General features: G+C 72.5%; 12 protein-coding genes and 2 pseudogenes. 4 read left to right on the top strand and 10 right to left on the bottom strand.

Annotated features, from left to right (window positions below; genetic code table 11):
* Positions 1 to 15: 15 nt before the first annotated feature.
* The 5 genes and pseudogenes from ACEXOX_RS42835 to ACEXOX_RS42815 all read right to left on the bottom strand — a co-directional run.
* Positions 16 to 1,396: pseudogene (locus tag ACEXOX_RS42835) on the bottom strand (amino acid adenylation domain-containing protein); the annotation flags it as partial.
* A gap of 211 nt (positions 1,397 to 1,607) precedes the next feature.
* Positions 1,608 to 2,435, bottom strand: coding sequence for a 2OG-Fe(II) oxygenase (locus ACEXOX_RS42830; protein ID WP_406526020.1), 828 nt, complete (start codon positions 2,433 to 2,435; stop codon positions 1,608 to 1,610).
* Between the two features lie 358 nt (positions 2,436 to 2,793).
* Positions 2,794 to 4,419 (bottom strand): ABC transporter substrate-binding protein, encoded by a 1,626-nt coding sequence (locus ACEXOX_RS42825; protein WP_406526019.1) that lies wholly within the window; start codon positions 4,417 to 4,419, stop codon positions 2,794 to 2,796.
* Between the two features lie 21 nt (positions 4,420 to 4,440).
* Complete coding sequence (locus tag ACEXOX_RS42820; RefSeq protein ID WP_406526018.1) at positions 4,441 to 6,579, bottom strand: hypothetical protein; 2,139 nt, start codon at positions 6,577 to 6,579, stop codon at positions 4,441 to 4,443.
* A gap of 69 nt (positions 6,580 to 6,648) precedes the next feature.
* A complete protein-coding gene (locus tag ACEXOX_RS42815) occupies positions 6,649 to 7,080 on the bottom strand; it encodes a DNA-binding protein (protein WP_406526017.1) in 432 nt (143 codons plus the stop codon).
* Positions 7,081 to 7,195: 115 nt separating this feature from the next.
* On the opposite strand from ACEXOX_RS42815, the gene ACEXOX_RS42810 reads away from it, so the two are divergent.
* Together ACEXOX_RS42810 and ACEXOX_RS42805 are read left to right on the top strand one after the other, a co-directional pair.
* Positions 7,196 to 7,522 (top strand): hypothetical protein, encoded by a 327-nt coding sequence (locus ACEXOX_RS42810; RefSeq protein ID WP_406526713.1) that lies wholly within the window; start codon positions 7,196 to 7,198, stop codon positions 7,520 to 7,522.
* Positions 7,523 to 7,649: 127 nt separating this feature from the next.
* Positions 7,650 to 7,854: pseudogene (locus ACEXOX_RS42805) on the top strand (winged helix-turn-helix transcriptional regulator); the annotation flags it as partial.
* A gap of 83 nt (positions 7,855 to 7,937) precedes the next feature.
* Here the strand turns inward: ACEXOX_RS42805 and ACEXOX_RS42800 are convergent.
* Complete coding sequence (locus ACEXOX_RS42800; RefSeq protein WP_406526016.1) at positions 7,938 to 9,902, bottom strand: PAS domain S-box protein; 1,965 nt, start codon at positions 9,900 to 9,902, stop codon at positions 7,938 to 7,940.
* A gap of 262 nt (positions 9,903 to 10,164) precedes the next feature.
* Entirely contained in the window at positions 10,165 to 10,395 is a 231-nt protein-coding gene (locus tag ACEXOX_RS42795) for a cold-shock protein (protein ID WP_030019628.1), read from the bottom strand.
* 432 nt (positions 10,396 to 10,827) lie between these two features.
* Here ACEXOX_RS42795 and ACEXOX_RS42790 point away from each other — a divergent pair, with 432 nt between their 5' ends.
* Positions 10,828 to 12,078, top strand: a complete 1,251-nt coding sequence (locus ACEXOX_RS42790) for a cytochrome P450 (protein ID WP_406526015.1) — start codon at positions 10,828 to 10,830, stop codon at positions 12,076 to 12,078.
* 43 nt (positions 12,079 to 12,121) lie between these two features.
* Here the strand turns inward: ACEXOX_RS42790 and ACEXOX_RS42785 are convergent, their stop codons facing one another.
* Positions 12,122 to 12,691 (bottom strand): TetR/AcrR family transcriptional regulator, encoded by a 570-nt coding sequence (locus ACEXOX_RS42785; protein ID WP_030019627.1) that lies wholly within the window; start codon positions 12,689 to 12,691, stop codon positions 12,122 to 12,124.
* A 168-nt stretch (positions 12,692 to 12,859) separates the two neighbouring features.
* Between ACEXOX_RS42785 and ACEXOX_RS42780 the strand changes: the two genes are divergently transcribed.
* Positions 12,860 to 13,861: an alpha/beta fold hydrolase gene (locus ACEXOX_RS42780; RefSeq protein WP_406526014.1), complete on the top strand. Its 1,002-nt coding sequence runs from the start codon at positions 12,860 to 12,862 to the stop codon at positions 13,859 to 13,861.
* A gap of 57 nt (positions 13,862 to 13,918) precedes the next feature.
* On the opposite strand, the gene ACEXOX_RS42775 is transcribed toward ACEXOX_RS42780, so the two are convergent.
* Entirely contained in the window at positions 13,919 to 14,479 is a 561-nt protein-coding gene (locus ACEXOX_RS42775) for a GNAT family N-acetyltransferase (RefSeq protein WP_406526013.1), read from the bottom strand.
* The gene (gene aac(3) / locus ACEXOX_RS42770) at positions 14,476 to 15,336 is read right to left on the bottom strand and encodes an aminoglycoside 3-N-acetyltransferase (protein ID WP_406526012.1); all 861 of its coding nucleotides are present in this window, start codon (positions 15,334 to 15,336) and stop codon (positions 14,476 to 14,478) included. Before aac(3) ends, ACEXOX_RS42775 begins: the two co-directional genes overlap by 4 nt.
* Positions 15,337 to 15,391: the final 55 nt, after the last annotated feature.

Raw genomic sequence — 15,391 nt, 5'->3', positions numbered from 1 at the left:
CGTAACCGACCAGGCTCGGCCCCCGTCCGCGTCCCGGCGGACGGCCACCGCGGCCTGGGCGACGTCCGGGTGGGCCGCGAGGGCGGACTCCACCTCCCCGGCTCGACGCGGAAGCCGCGGATCTTGACCTGGTCGTCGGAGCGGCCGGCGAACTCCAGTCCGCCGAGCCCGCGCCGCACCAGGTCGCCGGTCCGGTACATGCGTGCGCCGGGCGGGCCGTACGGGCAGGCCACGAAGCGTCCGGCGGTCAGCCCGGGGCGGTTCAGATAGCCGCGTGCCAGACCGTCGCCCGCCACGTACAGTTCGCCCGTGCCGCCGGGCGACACCTCGCCCAGCCGGTCGTCCAGCACGTACAGCGTGAGATCCGCGATCGGCTCCCCGATGGTGCTCGGCGCGCCGGGCCGGGCGCCGGCCCGGTCGCAGGCGGCGTAGGTGGCGTGCACGGTGGTCTCGGTCGTGCCGTACATGTTGACGAGCAGCGGCGCGTCGTCGGGGTGCCGGTCGTACCAGCCGGCGAGCCGGGCGGGGTCGAGCGCCTCGCCGGCGAGGACGACCACGCGCAGCGGCGCGTCCCGCAGGATGTCGGGGTGCTCGCCGTCCGCGGTCAGCAGCGCGGAGAAGGCGGTCGGTGTCTGGCACAGGACGGTGACCCGCTCGCGGGTCAGCAGTGCCAGGAAGTCGGCAGGCACCCGGCCGGTCCGGTACGGGACGATCACGAGCCGCCCCCGGTCAGCAGCGCGCCGAACATTTCCCACACCGAGACGTCGAAGGCACAGGAGTGGAAGAGGGCCCAGGTGTCGTCCGGGCCGAAGCCGAACCGGTGGGCGGTGGAGGTGAGCAGCCGGACGACGTTGGCGTGGGTGGTCACGACGCCCTTGGGGGCACCGGTGGAGCCCGACGTGTGGATGATGTACGCGCAGTCGCGCGGGTCCGGCCGCCCGCCACGGTCGGTGTCGGTGACGGGCGCGGGCGAGGCCTGCTCCAGGAGCCGCCGCGTACGGTCGTCGTCGAGCAGGACCACGGGGACGCCACCGGGGCCGCCGGCCTCGGCGGGCAGTCCGTCCGCCAGCTCACACACCGTCAGCACGGTGGCGGGCGCCGCGTCCCGCAGCAGGAAGGCGACGCGCTCGGCCGGGTATTCGGGATCCACGGGCAGGTAGGCCGCACCGCACTTGAGCACCGCCAGGACGGCCACGACCAGGTCCGCCGTACGCGGCAGCACCAGCGCCACCACCTGCCGGGGGCCGGCGCCCCGGCCCAGGAGCACCCGGGAGAGCCGGTTGGCGGCGGCCTCCACCTGCGCATACGTCATCCGTACGGTGTCGTCCGCCACGGCGACCGCGTCGGGCGTGCGCCGCGCCTGCCGGGTGAACAGTCCGCCCAGCGTCACGGGCGGCCTGTCCCGGGCAGTGTCCAGAACGCTGCCCGGCACCTCACCGGGCGGTGCGCCGTCCTGCTCGTCGAACGTCACTTTCCTAGACCTCTCGCACTACGGGTCGCACTACGGGCGCGCGTCAGGGCGGCGCGGGGCCACACGGGGATGCCGGGCGCGGCGGCGTCCTGCCGGGGCCGCCGGGAGCAGCGGGGACCGTCGGCCCCGGGCCGGGTCAGCTCCAGTACCGCAGAGGCTCGTCGGGGCCCTTGCAGGCGATGAACGCCGCCATGCCGACGCGGTGCCCGCCCCGGGCCGGGGTGACGGCGTGCAGCATCCGGGAGCTGAAGACGACCAGGTCGCCCGCCTGCGGGTGGATCACGTGGTCCGGGGGCTCCACCGTCGCCGGGTCCAGCCCTTCGACCTCCTGGATGGTGCGGGACTCCGCGCTGGTGGGTTCGCGCCGCCACAGCTGGAGGTCACCGCCCTCCTCGGGCACCTGGAGGTAGATGTTGGCGACCAGCTGCTCGGTCACCCCGGCGGCCTCCGGGGCGTCCGTCTCCTGCTCGATGCGGTCGTTGTGCGGGTGGAAGACCGAGGTCCCCGGGCGGAACACCCGCAGCGCGCCGACGAAACACGGCCGGCCGCGCAGCCGCAGCAGTTCGGCACCGGCCGGCCAGCATTCCTGGAGCAGCAGCCGTACATGGTCCACCGGGGACAGATACGGCGCGAACAAGGCACGCACCTCGTGGATCGAGGGCAGTGCGGCGTCGTGGTAACGGGCGGTCAGTTCGGGGTTCCACGCCGTGTCGATGTGCGGCAGGTGCACGCGTCCCACCGTACTCGTACATTTCTTGTGATAATTTCCCAGCGCTTTGTGCCGCACCGCTTTCCCGGCCACTTCCGCCGCGATCCGCCGGTCGCAGAATCCGGGTACGTGAAGAGCGGCAATCTCCCGGCGGGTCAGCCGCAGCAGGGAATCCCGGGTCAGTTCACGGGCGAAGCCGCCTTCCGCAGCGGCGCCCGCGACGCCTGCGCCGGGCCCGGAAACAGTCGAAGTCACATCGTCACACTCCACTCAGCGGTGCACACCGGGGGACTCTCCGCTCGGCCGCCGGCACCACGCCGTGCGGCCGTCCCGGCCCCGGAAACGGCAGAGCCGGGGTCGTGCGGGAGGATATGAGCACCACCCCTGGCCTTTCCGCGCCCGATCGCCCGCGCACCGCTTCCGGAAAACCGCGGACACGTCCGGGACCAGGTTCTCCCGGCGCGCGGCCCGTCACACCGCGCTCACCGGCAGCCCGTCCTATCGGGGGAACTCGCGAACCGTCTCTGGACGAGTGCCGGTGGAACGACGTTCCGACAAACTGCGGAAATGAAGGAAAGCCCGGCCCTGTCCGCCCGGGGCCCGGCCGGTACTCTCAGCCGGTACCGCTGGGCACCACGCAGTCGGCCGGCTGGGGTTTCTTCTCCGGCCAGCCCAGCCCCACGAACGCCACCCGGCGGGTGCCCGGATCGAGCTTCACGACGGCCACCGGTTTGTCGTAGGCGTTGCCCCCGTTGGTCAGGCAGATCCAGCCGCTCGTGCCCCGCACCCGGTACCGGGCCTCCAGCCGTGGCCACTGGGCGGCGACGCGTTCCCGTGTCGGCACCGTGCCGGCGGCCTGGGCATTGGCCAGGAAGACGGCCGAGGCGATGGTGCGTACGCCGTCGTGGACCAGCATCGTGCGGGAGTCCTCCAAGGTCACCGGCCCGATGTCGCCGCCGGGCTGCCGGCCGATCAGGCGGACGAGTTCCCGCAGCTCGCCCTGCGGCTCCGTCAGGTACGCCGGCCGGTCCTCGGCCGCCGGCGCCTTGCCGGTGACCGCCCGCCGTTCCTTCTCCCACGTCCGCAGGGACGCGTCCCAGGCGTCCGGGTGACCCGGGGCCGCGTACTGCACGGTGATCGTGGCGCCCGCCCCGTCGTCGCCGCGCAGCTTCTCCCAGTCGCCCGGGCTCATGTACCGCTCCAGCGTCGCCGCACCCGATCCGCTCACGACGGTGTACTTCTTCCCGTGGCACGGGACCTCGGCCAGTTTCAGGGCGAACAGCCGCAGATGGGCCGGGCGCCCGGCGAAATAGACGACCCGCGCGTCGGATTCGCAGATGTTGTGCCCTATCGTCGTGAAGTCGTTTCCGGTGTCGCCCAGATCGTTGATGCCGGGCGAGGTGAACGGCTGGTCCTTCGGGCCGGGCGGCCCGGGTTCCGGCCGGCTGAACGCCTCGGCGAGCGACTCGTCGTAGATGTCGTTCGGGCGGAGGTCCTTGACCAGAACGGTTTCCGCGTCCCGGAGCCCGCCGTGGAAATCGGCGAGCGCGGCCGCCTGCTGCCGGTTGGTGGGAATGATCCGGGCCAGTGCCGGGTACGGGAGCGGACCGCTGCGGTCGTCGGGATTGGCGAGGTCGTCGGCGCTGACCCTGCTGGCGAGCACCGGAATCCGCAGTTCGCCGGTCAGCCGGGCGACGGCCTTCTTCGTGTTGTCGAGGCTGAGGTTGAAGCCGGTGACGGCGCGCAGACTGTCGCGCGGCGAGTCCGCCATCGCCGCGAGCCGGTCCACCACCTTCGCCTGCTGCCCGTAATCGGCGCCGGGATTGGCCAGCACCAGGCGCAGCAGCGGTTTGTTCTCCGAGCGATTGGCCCGGTACTGCGCCAGATAGGCGCCCTGCAGTTCGCTGCGGAGCTGGGCGCGTTCGGCGCCGGACTTCGGCTGCAAGGGCAGCATCATCGCGACACTGACGATGTCCGGGTCCGCGGCGATGCGCTCGTTCTCCCGGCCGATCGCGCCGGCCACCTGATGAATCTCCGCCACCCCGAAGTCGTAACCGGAGCCGTTGACGCCGATGCATTCACCGGCGCTCCGCTCGACTCCCTCGGCACAGTATTCGGGCGCCCCGATCCGGCCCGGAATGATGATGGCGAGGGGGACGGCCACGGCCAGTACGACGAGGACCGTGCACGCTTTGCGGATCCAGGTGGCCCAGAACGTGTTGTATAAGAAGTTCAGCACCGCCGCGCCCTCCCCTTCGTCTCATCCGATGTGTCTCGTGCAGGTGCACGGTCTGAGCGGCTGCTTGGTGGCGAGCCGTTCACTCCATTCGCGGGCCGTCTGCGTCAGCGTGCCGGCTCCGGCGGCGGGCTCCTCCCCCAGCCGTTCCAGCAGCTTGGGCAGGGCGTCGGTCACGGCCTCGTCGAGCGGCTCCGTACGGTCCTCGCAGAGCCGTACGGCGTGCAGCAGCCGGTCGATGCGCTTGCGCCGCACGTCACCGGCCACCGCGGCCTCGCCCAGCGCCCGTGCGCGCCGGTCGTCGGTACGGCCGAGCAGCGGCGCCTCCGCGATGGCCAGCAGTTCGTCGCACCAGACCCGTGCGCTGCGGGTGAGGAAGGTGCGGTCGAGGTGGTCCGTGACCGTCTCGGCGTCACCGACCGCCAGGTGGTGGTGCATGCCGTGCGCGGCGGCGGAGCCGAAGAGTTCGTCGGCCTCGTCGTCCTCCAGGGCGCGGTAGTGGTCCCGCAGCAGGACGTGGTTGCCGCGCCAGGCCGCGCCGTCCGCGCGCAGCCGGTACAGGCGCCGCATGAGCAGGCGGCGCAGGCCGAGGTCGCCGATGAAGTGCCGGGGGCAGTGCGGCCAGCCGCTGTCCCGCAACAGCTCGGCGATGCGGTAGGCGGACAGCCGCTCGTCCCGCCCCGCCTGCACCTCGCGCATCAGAACCTGGGCGCATTCCGCGTCGTGGGCCACCGACAGGTGGCTGAGCAGGTCGAGCCAGTGCCCGCGCTGCTCCGGCGGGAGATCTTCGGGCGGCTGCCGGACGATCAGGTCGTCCAGCAGGAGATCCGCGACCGGGCGGCCCTCCGCGTCCTCCCCGGAGCGCACCCGGGCGTCCAGCAGCGCCCAGTCGGTGCTTTCGCCGGGCTCCCGGAACGTCAGCGCCGCGGTCGCCTCGCCCAGCCGGGTCACGAACAGCGGGCGCCCGCCGCTCAGCCGGTGGATGCCGCTGTCGACACGGAGCTGGGCCGCGTTGTCGCCCAGCGCCCGCCGGACCTGGAGACGGGCCGTCTCCCTGGACTGCTGGTCGCGCGTGAGCATCGGCATACGGACGAGGAGGACGCCGCGCGACAAGGGCGTCAGACCGGGTACGCCGCCCGAGGGGCGGCTCCACCGCGGCAGACCTCCGTCGGAGGGCCGCCAGCTGACGGGCGCGTCGTCGCCCGTACCGGCGGCGGCGCCGAGGTGGTACAGGAAGCGCCCGCCGTCCTCCCGCCGGGCGGTCGCCATGACCACCAGCCGGTCGTGATGCCCCCGCTCGCGGTCCTCCAGCACCGGCCGCACCAGCCGTCTGCCGAGGGCGTTGTCCGCGTGGTCGAGCAGCAGGGCGGGGCGCCCGGCCCGGGACAGCCGGCCCAGCAGCGACACGTACGCGGCCTCGATGTCCTGCCGCAGCGCGCGGAAGAGGAAGCCCTCGGCGACCTCGCGTGCTTCGCCGCCCTGCTGGAAGTGCGAGGCCAGCGAGTGCAGCCCCAGCTTCGGGTGACCGCCCGCGCCCGTGTACTCGCCGTAACACGCCGCCAGCGCCGCCTTGCCCTCCTGGGAGGTGCGGGCGAGCAGTTCGTCGAGTACGGCGTTGATGAAGGGTACGGCCCCCGGGTGGGCCACCAGCCCCGCGACGACACCGACGTAGGCCCGGCCCGCCCGGTTCAGCACACCCCGCCAGAAGGAGCCGCGCGGCAGCAGCTCGTCGTGCCGTTGCACCTCGCTGACCAGGGTGGCGGTGTCGGCGAGCGGATCGCTGGCCGCGACCGCCGCGAGGCCCGCGTACAGACGCGGGGTGGCGACCGCCCCGCCGTCGCCCTGCCAGGCGCCGAACTGCCGGGCCACCTCGCGCAGCACCTCCGTCGGCACCGAGCGCGTCTGCGGGTGCTGCTCCGCCTGCTCCCGGTACACCGGGAGCCCGCAGTCGATGTGCGCCGTCGGTACGTGGCGGCCGAACTCGCCCCGTACGCACTGCAGGAGCCGGCCCTTGCCCGTGCCGGGACCGCCGACGAGCAGCACCACGGGCAGGTCGGGGCCGTGCAGCAGCTTGCGGTTGCGGCCCGCGCGGGTCTTGCCGAGCAGCCTGGCCACCAAACCGTCGTCGTCGAGCAGCTTGTCGAATCCGAGATCGTCAGGCACGGGTCCCCCGATGCGTCACCGACCGTACCGCTTGTGATGACACGTCAGGTTAGTGCAGAGCCCCGGCCTTCAGGGAGGGTCGGTCCCGGCCGAACCTTCCGTCACAGCGCCGCCGTCCGCCGACTCCCCTTCCGTCTCCCCCGTGGCGCGGACCCGGTCGGCCAGCCGCTCGTAGCGCTGCCGGGCCGCCTGCGGGGTGCCCAGGCCCAGCCCGAAGGCCACCTCGGGCCAGGTCATGCCGCGCCCCCGGGCCATCCGCAGCAGCCCGGCCTCCAGTTCGTCCAGCTCGCCGCGCACCAGCGGCAGCAGGCTCAACGCGGCGGTGATGTCCGCCCGGTCCACCTCCGGCTCGCCCTCGTCGAGCCGTGCCGCCCCGCTCATCAGGAACGCCACCAGCCGTACGGCCTCGTGGGGGCCGAGGACGGCCGGATGCGTCTGTCGCGCACGCTGCTTCTCGGTGGCCGCATGCCGCTCCGTGACACGGAAGAGCGCCGCGTGCACCCGCTACGCACGCGCCTGCCGCGCGTCCGGCGGCGAGAAGGGGTCCGTACCGGATGGTCCGTCGTTCTGCTCGGGGGTGGATGCCATGGAGTCAGCGTGGAACCACCACGGAAGCATGTCGACGCTTCGTTGCAAACGAATTGTTTGCACGACGCCGACCCGCACCCCCGATTCGCTCAACTCCGGTGTCACCGCCGACGTTTCCGACGGGGCGGCGGCCCAGCCGCGCGCTCATGGACGGCGCCGCCACGGCAAGGGCGGACCGGGGCGCCGTCGTCACCGGCCTTCTGCCGCCGAACGCCCCCGGCCCGCCTGGGCCTCGTTCATCTTCCCCGAGGAACGAAGCGAGGCGATACTGCCCACCGCCCCGGCCCTCATGCGCACCACCGCGACGATCACCCGGTCGGCGCAGCACCGGCGACGGCCATGTCCGGAGACCTGATGGCGCGCCAATTCCGGCACAGCCCTCGTCTTCGGCCTCGCTCTGCTCGACCACCTCCCGGAGCCTGGGCGAACTCACGGCTGGGGCGTGTGTCCGTCGACCTGCTCATCGACTCCACACGCGCTCGACACAGCACCTGCGCGAGATGGAGGAGGACGGTCCCGTACACCGCGAGATCCATGCCGAGGTGCCGCCACGGGTGGAGTAATCCCTGACCGAGCAACGGGCACACGCTCCATCAAGCGCTCGGACCGCTCGGCGTGTGGGGCGCCGAGCGGATGCGTCGCGAAGACTGGGAAGCGGCCGCCGTGGCCGAGGCCTCCCACGGGTGAGCGCCCCGGCCGCCGGTCCCCTGCGGGCGCGGCCCCTGTGCCGCAGCAGCGGTGCGGTCGCTTCGTGAAGCGTTTTTCCCCGGTCAGGAGACCGGATCGGCCACCGCCACCGCCTCTTCGCCGCCGCGCGGAGCCGGAGCCGTGTCGCGCAGCCGGGCACCGGCGGCCAGGGCCGAAGCCGTCAGCAGCGTGAACCAGACGGTCTTTCCGACCACGCCGGGGCGCGTGCCCCAGGCGTCGGCGAGCGCTTCGACGAGCATCAGGCCGCGGCCGCTCTCCTCGGCGCTGTCCGCGAGCCGGGCCCGGGGCCGGGGCGTACTGCCGTCGACGACCTCCACGCCCAGCTCCCGGGCGCTGTACCAGACGCGCAGCGTCAGCGGCCCCCGCGCGTGACGCACGGCGTTGGTCAGCAGTTCCGACGACAGCAGCAGCGCCGTGTCGGCGAGCGCGGCCAGGCCCCACGCCCGCAGGGTGCGGAGCAGGAAGTGGCGTCCTTCCGGGACCGAGGACGGCTCGCCCGGCAGGTCCACCGCGGCGGTGTCCAGCGGGGCGGCGGGGAAGCCGACCAGCAGGAGGGTGACGTCGTCGGCGAACGTCGCGGTGTTCGGGAGCAGGGTGCGCAGGACGCGGTCGGCGGCCTCCTCCAGGTCCGTCGTGACGGTGAAGACCTCGCTCAGGGTGGTGGCCAGCAGGTCCAGCTGGGTCCCGATGTCGCTGTGCGGCGTCTCCACCAGGCCGTCGGTGTAGAGGGCCAGCGTCGTACCCGCCCGTAGAGGCAGGCGGACCTCCTGGTGCGGTACGCCGCCCACCCCCAGGGGGATGCCGGTCGGTACCGGCAGGGCACCGACCGTCGCGTCCGGGGCGACGAGCCAGACCGGCAGATGCCCGGCCGAGCAGGCGGTGACCTCGCCCAGCGCCGGATCCGCCTCCAGGTAGGTGCAGGTGACGAATTGTTCCGGCAGCCCGCGGGTGAACGTGTCGAGCGTATGGATCAGCTCGCACGGCGGTGTTCCGGCCAGCGCCAGCGCCCGGGCGGCGGAGCGGAGCTGGCCCATGACCACGGCCGCGTCCAGGCCGCGCCCCATGACGTCCCCGATGATCACGCCGACCCGTCCGGCGCCCAGGTCGATCAGGTCGAGCCAGTCGCCGCCCACGCCCTGCCCCTGGGTGGAGGGGAGGTAGCGGGTGGCCGCGCGGGCTCCGGGGATCTGCTCGGAGGCGCCCATCAGACGCAGGGCGAGGGCGATGTGCCGCTGCTGTGCGTACAGTTCGGCGAGTTCCCGTCCGGCCTTCTTGCGGCCGGTGATGTCCCGCATGGTGGAGCAGGCGCCGGTGATCATCCCGTCCCGGTCGCGGATCGGCCACAGGGTCACGTCGACGTCCAGCACCCGGCCGGCGCTGGTGGCCCGCCGCGTCTCGTAGTGCTCGATCCGTTCACCCCGGCCGATCCGTTCCAGCAGACCGGCCTCCTCGTCCTGGAGATCCGGCGGGATCAGCCGCCCGATGTGCCGGCCGACCATCTCCTCCGCCCGGTAGCCGTACAACCGCTGCGCCGCCGCGTTCCAGAACGTGACCTGCCCGTCCAGCGTCTTGATGAGGATCGCGTCCTGCGCCGATTCCACCACCCCCGCCAGCTCGTCGATCCGCGCCTCAGCCTTCTTGCGGTCGGTGATGTCCCGGGTGATGGAACAGGCGGCGTGCACGACGCCACGCCGGGAACGGACCGGCCACAGGGCCACGTCCACGTCCAGCACCCGGCCGCCGTTCGCGACCCGCCGCGTCTCGTAGTGCTCGATCCGCTCGCCCCGGCCGATCCGTTCCAGCAGACCGGCCTCCTCGTCCTGGAGATCCGGCGGGATCAGCCGCCCGATGTGCCGGCCGACCATCTCCTCCGCCCGGTAGCCGTACAACCGCTGCGCCGCCGCGTTCCAGAACGTGACCTGCCCGTCCAGCGTCTTGGTCAGAATCGCGTCCTGCGAACACTCCACCAGCCCCCGGAACAGCTCCTGCTCGCCCGCGCCGTTCCGCGGAGCCTCCACTGCCGTCATCCGTGCCTCACTTCATGACGCATCGACGCCCCGGGCAACGAGAGTGACGACCTCCCGTCACGGCACCCGCAGCCGACCCGAGTACGTCCCGGCCGTGCCCCGCAAACCCGTGCCTGCGAGAGTGCGGACATTGGAGCACGCGCCGCCCGGCATCATCGGCCTTGTTCACTTTTGTACAACACTGGACTGAACCTTTCTGCTTTCCCGCCCGGTTGCGCCTGGAATCGTGAGGCAGTCGCACGGCGCAGCCGGACGGTCACCGTCAGGCGGGGGAGCGGTACCGGCCCGGGAGACGGTAGATGTTCTCCGCCCGGATGCCCTCGAAGTCCTCCACGAGATTGAAGGAGACGCGCTCCCCCGACGTCAGCGTGCGGGCCGGTTCGTCCCCCTGGATCGCCGAACGGTAGGCGAGGACGTCCGGTCCTCCCCCGGTCTGGGCGACCAGACCGGCACCTCGTTCGTGGTCGAACCACTTGACGACGCCATGGGGCACAGCAATCACCTCTGTCGGGTGGAGTGAGCGGGACATCCCACGGGTGCCCTCTCACCGGTGGTTAAGGGGGCGCATTCACAGGCGCACGTAGCTCGGCCCCGGCGCCCGGCACGGCCCTCGCACAGGCGCGCGCCGCCTCCACGCCGGAGCCTGTACCGGAGCCCGGCCGCCGCTCCGGCCGGCCAGGCCGCTACCGCGGAAGCGCTTCGATCAACTCCACGCCGCGTACGGCGCCGCCGCACCGCCGGAGGGTGTCGCGCACCCCGTCCACAGGAATACTTCCGTTGGTGAACAGGTCGTGTGAACTATTGCGACAAAGGGGAAATGCCTAGAAAAGGCGGGACGTTGCGTGAGCGGCTGCTGCGACGGCCGCGGCCCAGGACAGCGGCGGACGAGACGCCATGGGGCGTCCCGCAGGAAAGGCGGAATCCGGTGCCGAGCACACCGCAGTCGTCCGACAACTCCCCCTCGTCGCCGCCCCGGCAGACGTCACCCCCGCAGACACCGCCCTCGATCGAGCTGCCCTTGCCGCCACCGGGCACCATGGGGCCGCCCGCCGAGTACGTCCGGCTACGTCGGGAGTGTCCCGTCGCGCGCCTACGGGACGAGGACACGCCCAGTTGGTTCCTGACCCGGTACGACGACGTCCGGGCGGTGATCGGGGACGCGCGGCTGATCAGGCCGACCGTCAACGGCTGGTCCTTCCATCCGGAGCAGGACCGGCCGGACGGTCCTGAACTGGTCACGATGATGGAAATGGAGGGCCCACAGCACAGGGCCCTGCGCAGGGCCCTGTGCGAGGCGTTCAGCGCCCGGACCGTGCGGCGCCGCCTGCCGCGGCTCCGCGAGAACGCCGAATGGTTGCTGGACGCGTGCTCCGACGGGGGGCCGCCCGCCGACCTGATCGCCGGGTACACCGAGCCCTTCCCGCTCCTGGTGATGTGCGAGTCGGTGGGCATCCCGTACGAGGACCGCGACTACTACCTCCCCCTGGCGGATGTGGCGCTGGGGGCGCTGCTCACCACGGCGGAGGCGCGGCGGGTCACCCCGCTGCTGCGGGACTACGTACGGTCGCTGATCGTCCGGAAACGACGGGAGCCCGCCGACGACATCCTCAGCGATCTGGTCGGCAGATGCGACCGCGGCGAGCTGGACGAGGAGAGCGTGCTGGGCTTCGGGCTGTCGATGCTCGTCGCCGGCTACCGGACGACGACCATGTTCCTGTCCGACGCCGTCCTGACGCTGCTGGCCGAGCCGGTGCAGTACGCCCGGCTGCGAGACGACCGCACTCTGCTGCCCGGCGCGGTGGAGGAGTTCCTGCGCTACGTACCGGTGATGAACGGTGTGGTGGTGCTGCAGGCCGTCGAGAACTTCGAGCTGGGCGGGCAGACGATCCGGGCGGGAGACGCGGTCCTTCCGGCGCTGGCCTCCGCCAACCTCGACGAGACCGTGTTCACCGCGCCCGAGCGGCTCGACCTGGGTCGGCGGCCGAACCCGCACCTCACGTTCGGCCGTGGCACGCACAACTGCATCGGCGCCCACCTGGCGCGTGCGGAGCTGTCCGTGGGCCTGGAAGCGCTGATGGACCGCTTCCCGCACCTGCGCCTGGCCGCGGGACACAGCCCCACCTGGGACGACGCCTCCCCCGCCAAGTCGCCGCTCACCCTGCCGGTCGACTGGTGACATCGCACCGGCACGGACACACCGCCCCGCCCGCCACCGCCGGTCAGGCCACGCCCGCCGCGTCGAGCAGGGCGGCCGCCGTGGTCACGGCCAGCCCGGCCAGGCTCTCCACCCGCGCCCCGGCACGCGCGCTCGCACCGTCGAAGACCAGGGTCAGCTGACGCGCCAGCAGCCCGGGATCGTGCGCCCCGCCCCGCTCGGCCTCCGCCCGGAAGGCGTCGGTCAGATGCTGCTTCACTTCCTCGGCGACGATGCTCGCCGGATGCCCGGGGTCCTTGAGTTCGACCTGTGCGGCCAGGAAGGGGCAGCCCCGGTAGTCGGCCGTCTCCGCCAGCTTTTCGAGCCGTTCGAAGACGTACAGGATGCGCGTACGCGGCGGGCCCGCCTCGACGGTACGCAGGGCGAGCTGCTCCTCGTAGGCGGGGGCGCGCCGCCGCAGACTGGCCGCGAAGACCTCGTCCTTGCTGTCGAAGAGCTGGTACATCGAGCGCTTGGAGACCCCGGCCGTCCTGCACAGCGTCTCGACCCCGATGGAGGCACCCTCGCGGTAGAAGAGTTCGGCCGCCGCGTCGAGCAGCCGGTCCCGGGTGGACGCCGCGCCTGTACTGGACATGCGGGGAGACTACCGCCGCGCGCGCCTCGTGGAAACTGCCCGGTGTACCCCTGAGTGCAGTACACAAGCATCGCAGGGTCTACCGTTCTCCCACGGGAAACCGATCGGTTTCCCGTGCTGGACGACAGGCAACGGCGCCAGCCGCCGCCCCGAGATGCCGGAGGACACGTGACCGTCACCGTCAAGCACCGCTCCGTGGAAGTCAACGGAGTCAGGCTGCACATCGCCGAGCAGGGCGAGGGGCCGCTGGTCCTGCTGCTGCACGGATTCCCGGAGAGCTGGTACTCCTGGCGCCACCAGTTCGGCCCGCTCGCCGCGGCCGGATACCGGGTCGTGGCGCCGGACCAGCGGGGCTATGCGCGCAGCGAGCAGCCCGCGGACCCCGACGCGTACAGCGTGCTGCATCTGGCCGGTGACGTGATCGCCCTGATCCACGCGCTCGGCGAGGAGCAGGCCGTCGTCGTCGGACACGACTGGGGCGCGCCCGTCGCCTGGGTCACGGCCATGCTCCGTCCCGATGTCGTGCGGGCCGTGGCGGGACTCAGCGTGCCGCCCGTCCTGCCCGCGGGCATGGCGCCGCCGGAGGTCACCCGACGGCTCTACGGTGACGGCTTCTACCAGTGCTACTTCCAGCAGCCGGGCGTCGCCGACGCGGAGCTGGCGCGCGATCCGGCCTCGACGTTCCGCCGCATCCTGGCCAGCGGCTCGGGCGACAACCCGGGCGCCGGCACTCCGCGCCCGTGGATCGTTCCCGACGGTACGACCCTCATCGACTCGGTCCCCGAACCGGAGCACCTGCCCGCCTGGCTCACCCCGGACGACATCGACGCGTTCGTCCGCGACTACGCGGGCCACGGGGAGCGGGCGTTCACCGGCCCGCTCAACTGGTACCGGAACATCCAGCGGAACCACGAGCTGCTGGCCGCCTTCCGGGGCCGCGGCATCGACCAGCCCGCGCTGTACATCGGCGGGGACCGCGACATGGTGATGTCGCTGCACGGCATCGGCGAACTCCTCGCCTCGCTGAAGACGATCGCGCCGAAGCTGCACCGCAGCATCACCCTCCCCGGCTGCGGACACTGGACCCAGCAGGAACGGCCCGCCGAGGTCAACGCCGCGCTGCTCGACTTCCTCGGCCACCTGCCCGGCTCGTCACCGGCCCAGGGCTGACGTCCGCGTCACCTGCTGACCGGCCGCGGGTCACCCGCTGACCGGCCGCGTGTGTCATCAGCTGTCCGGCCGCGTCCGTTGCGCCGCCGGCCGCGCCGCACGGTAGACGTAGTGCGCGCGGCCGGCGGCGGGGCTGTCCGGTTCGAGTTCGCCTTCGGCGACACGGCACAGTCCGGCCTTCTCCAGGGCCCGCCAGGGAGCCTGGTTGGCGACCGGTACGGGGATCAGGACGGCCGGTGCGTACGGATGGTCGCGCCACGTCGCCCGGAGGACGGCCCGGATCATGCGCGGGCCGTGCCGCCGCCCCACCTGTTCCGGGTCGCCGATGAGGTAGTCGAAGGTCATCGTCTCGCCGGTCACCTCGGTGACGGCGGCCACCTCGTCCCGGTAGGCGGGGTGGTCGGCGAACCGGGACCGCTGGACCAGGCCGAGGGGGCGGCCGTCGAGGAGGACGAGCAGGTCCTCGGCGGGCTCCTCACCCCTGGCCACCGGGCCAAAGTCGCGCGCCACGCCCTCCTCCGAGGTGTCGTGGTTCCACCACCGGGCCACGTGCGGCTGCGCCAGCCAGTGCCACAGGAGCGGGAAGTCCGCTTCGGTGACCCGACGCCAGGTGATCATCCGCCGGGCCCCCGGCCCAGCTTCTCCTCCATCCAGGCCACACCGAAGTCCACCACGTCGCGCGCTTCGAAGAGATGACTGTCGGCCGCCCCGACCGTCCCCCTGCGGCCGATGCCCGCGGCGCGCATGTCCCGTCCGATGATCTCGAAGGCTTCCGTCCCTTCGGGCACGAGGGCGGAGTAGTCGAACGCCCCGTCCTCCGAGTCGATGTCGTGGAACCGCCGCCACACCCGTTCCCCGTCGACGAATATCGGCTGCTCGTAGTCCACGAACCGCTTGCCGGGCGCTTCGGCCAGGGCCTCGGCGTGGTGCAGGAGTGTGAGCGCGTCCAGCGGGGCGCCCAGCAGAAGCACCCGGCCGCCCATCGCGACCAGCCGCGCCAGCGGGCTGTCCGTGCCGTGCGGGTCGTCCCACGGGTGGTCAGCCGTCAACGCGGTGGCCGCCGCGCCGAGCGCCGCGAAGCTCGCGTCGGGGTGGCGGCTGCGGACGGCTCCGGGCCAACGGCGCAGCGCTTCCGGAAGGCGGCCGTTGTTGTGGTCCGCCTCGCTCAGCGCGGGGTCGTACGCCGGGTGTTCGGCCCGCAGGGCGTCCTGCCAGGCCTGCGGCCAGTCGGTGAAGCCGTACGGCGGGGCGTCGTTCCAGCCGCAGGTCACCATCAGGGTTCCGCGCTCGCCCACGACGTCGCGGAGGGCGCCGATGACCGTCTCCGGGCCGCCTGACACGTAGCCGATGGCGGACATCTGCGTATGGAACATCACGGTGTCACCGTCGCCGAGGCCGAGCTCGGTCAGGTCCCGGGCGAGGCGGGTACGGGTGACCGGGCCGTCGGAGCGCTTGAGCAAGGCGAGTTCGTCCATGGACGGGAAGGTAGCCGTCGCCCCCGGTCCACGACACCGTATTTCTCCGCGAACC

The sequence above is a fragment of the Streptomyces sp. Ac-502 genome, assembly GCF_045222935.1.
Taxonomy (GTDB): Bacteria; Actinomycetota; Actinomycetes; order Streptomycetales; family Streptomycetaceae; genus Streptomyces; species Streptomyces monomycini.
The sequence above is the reverse complement of the archived record's forward strand: the minus strand, read 5'-3'. Positions and strand labels throughout refer to the sequence as shown.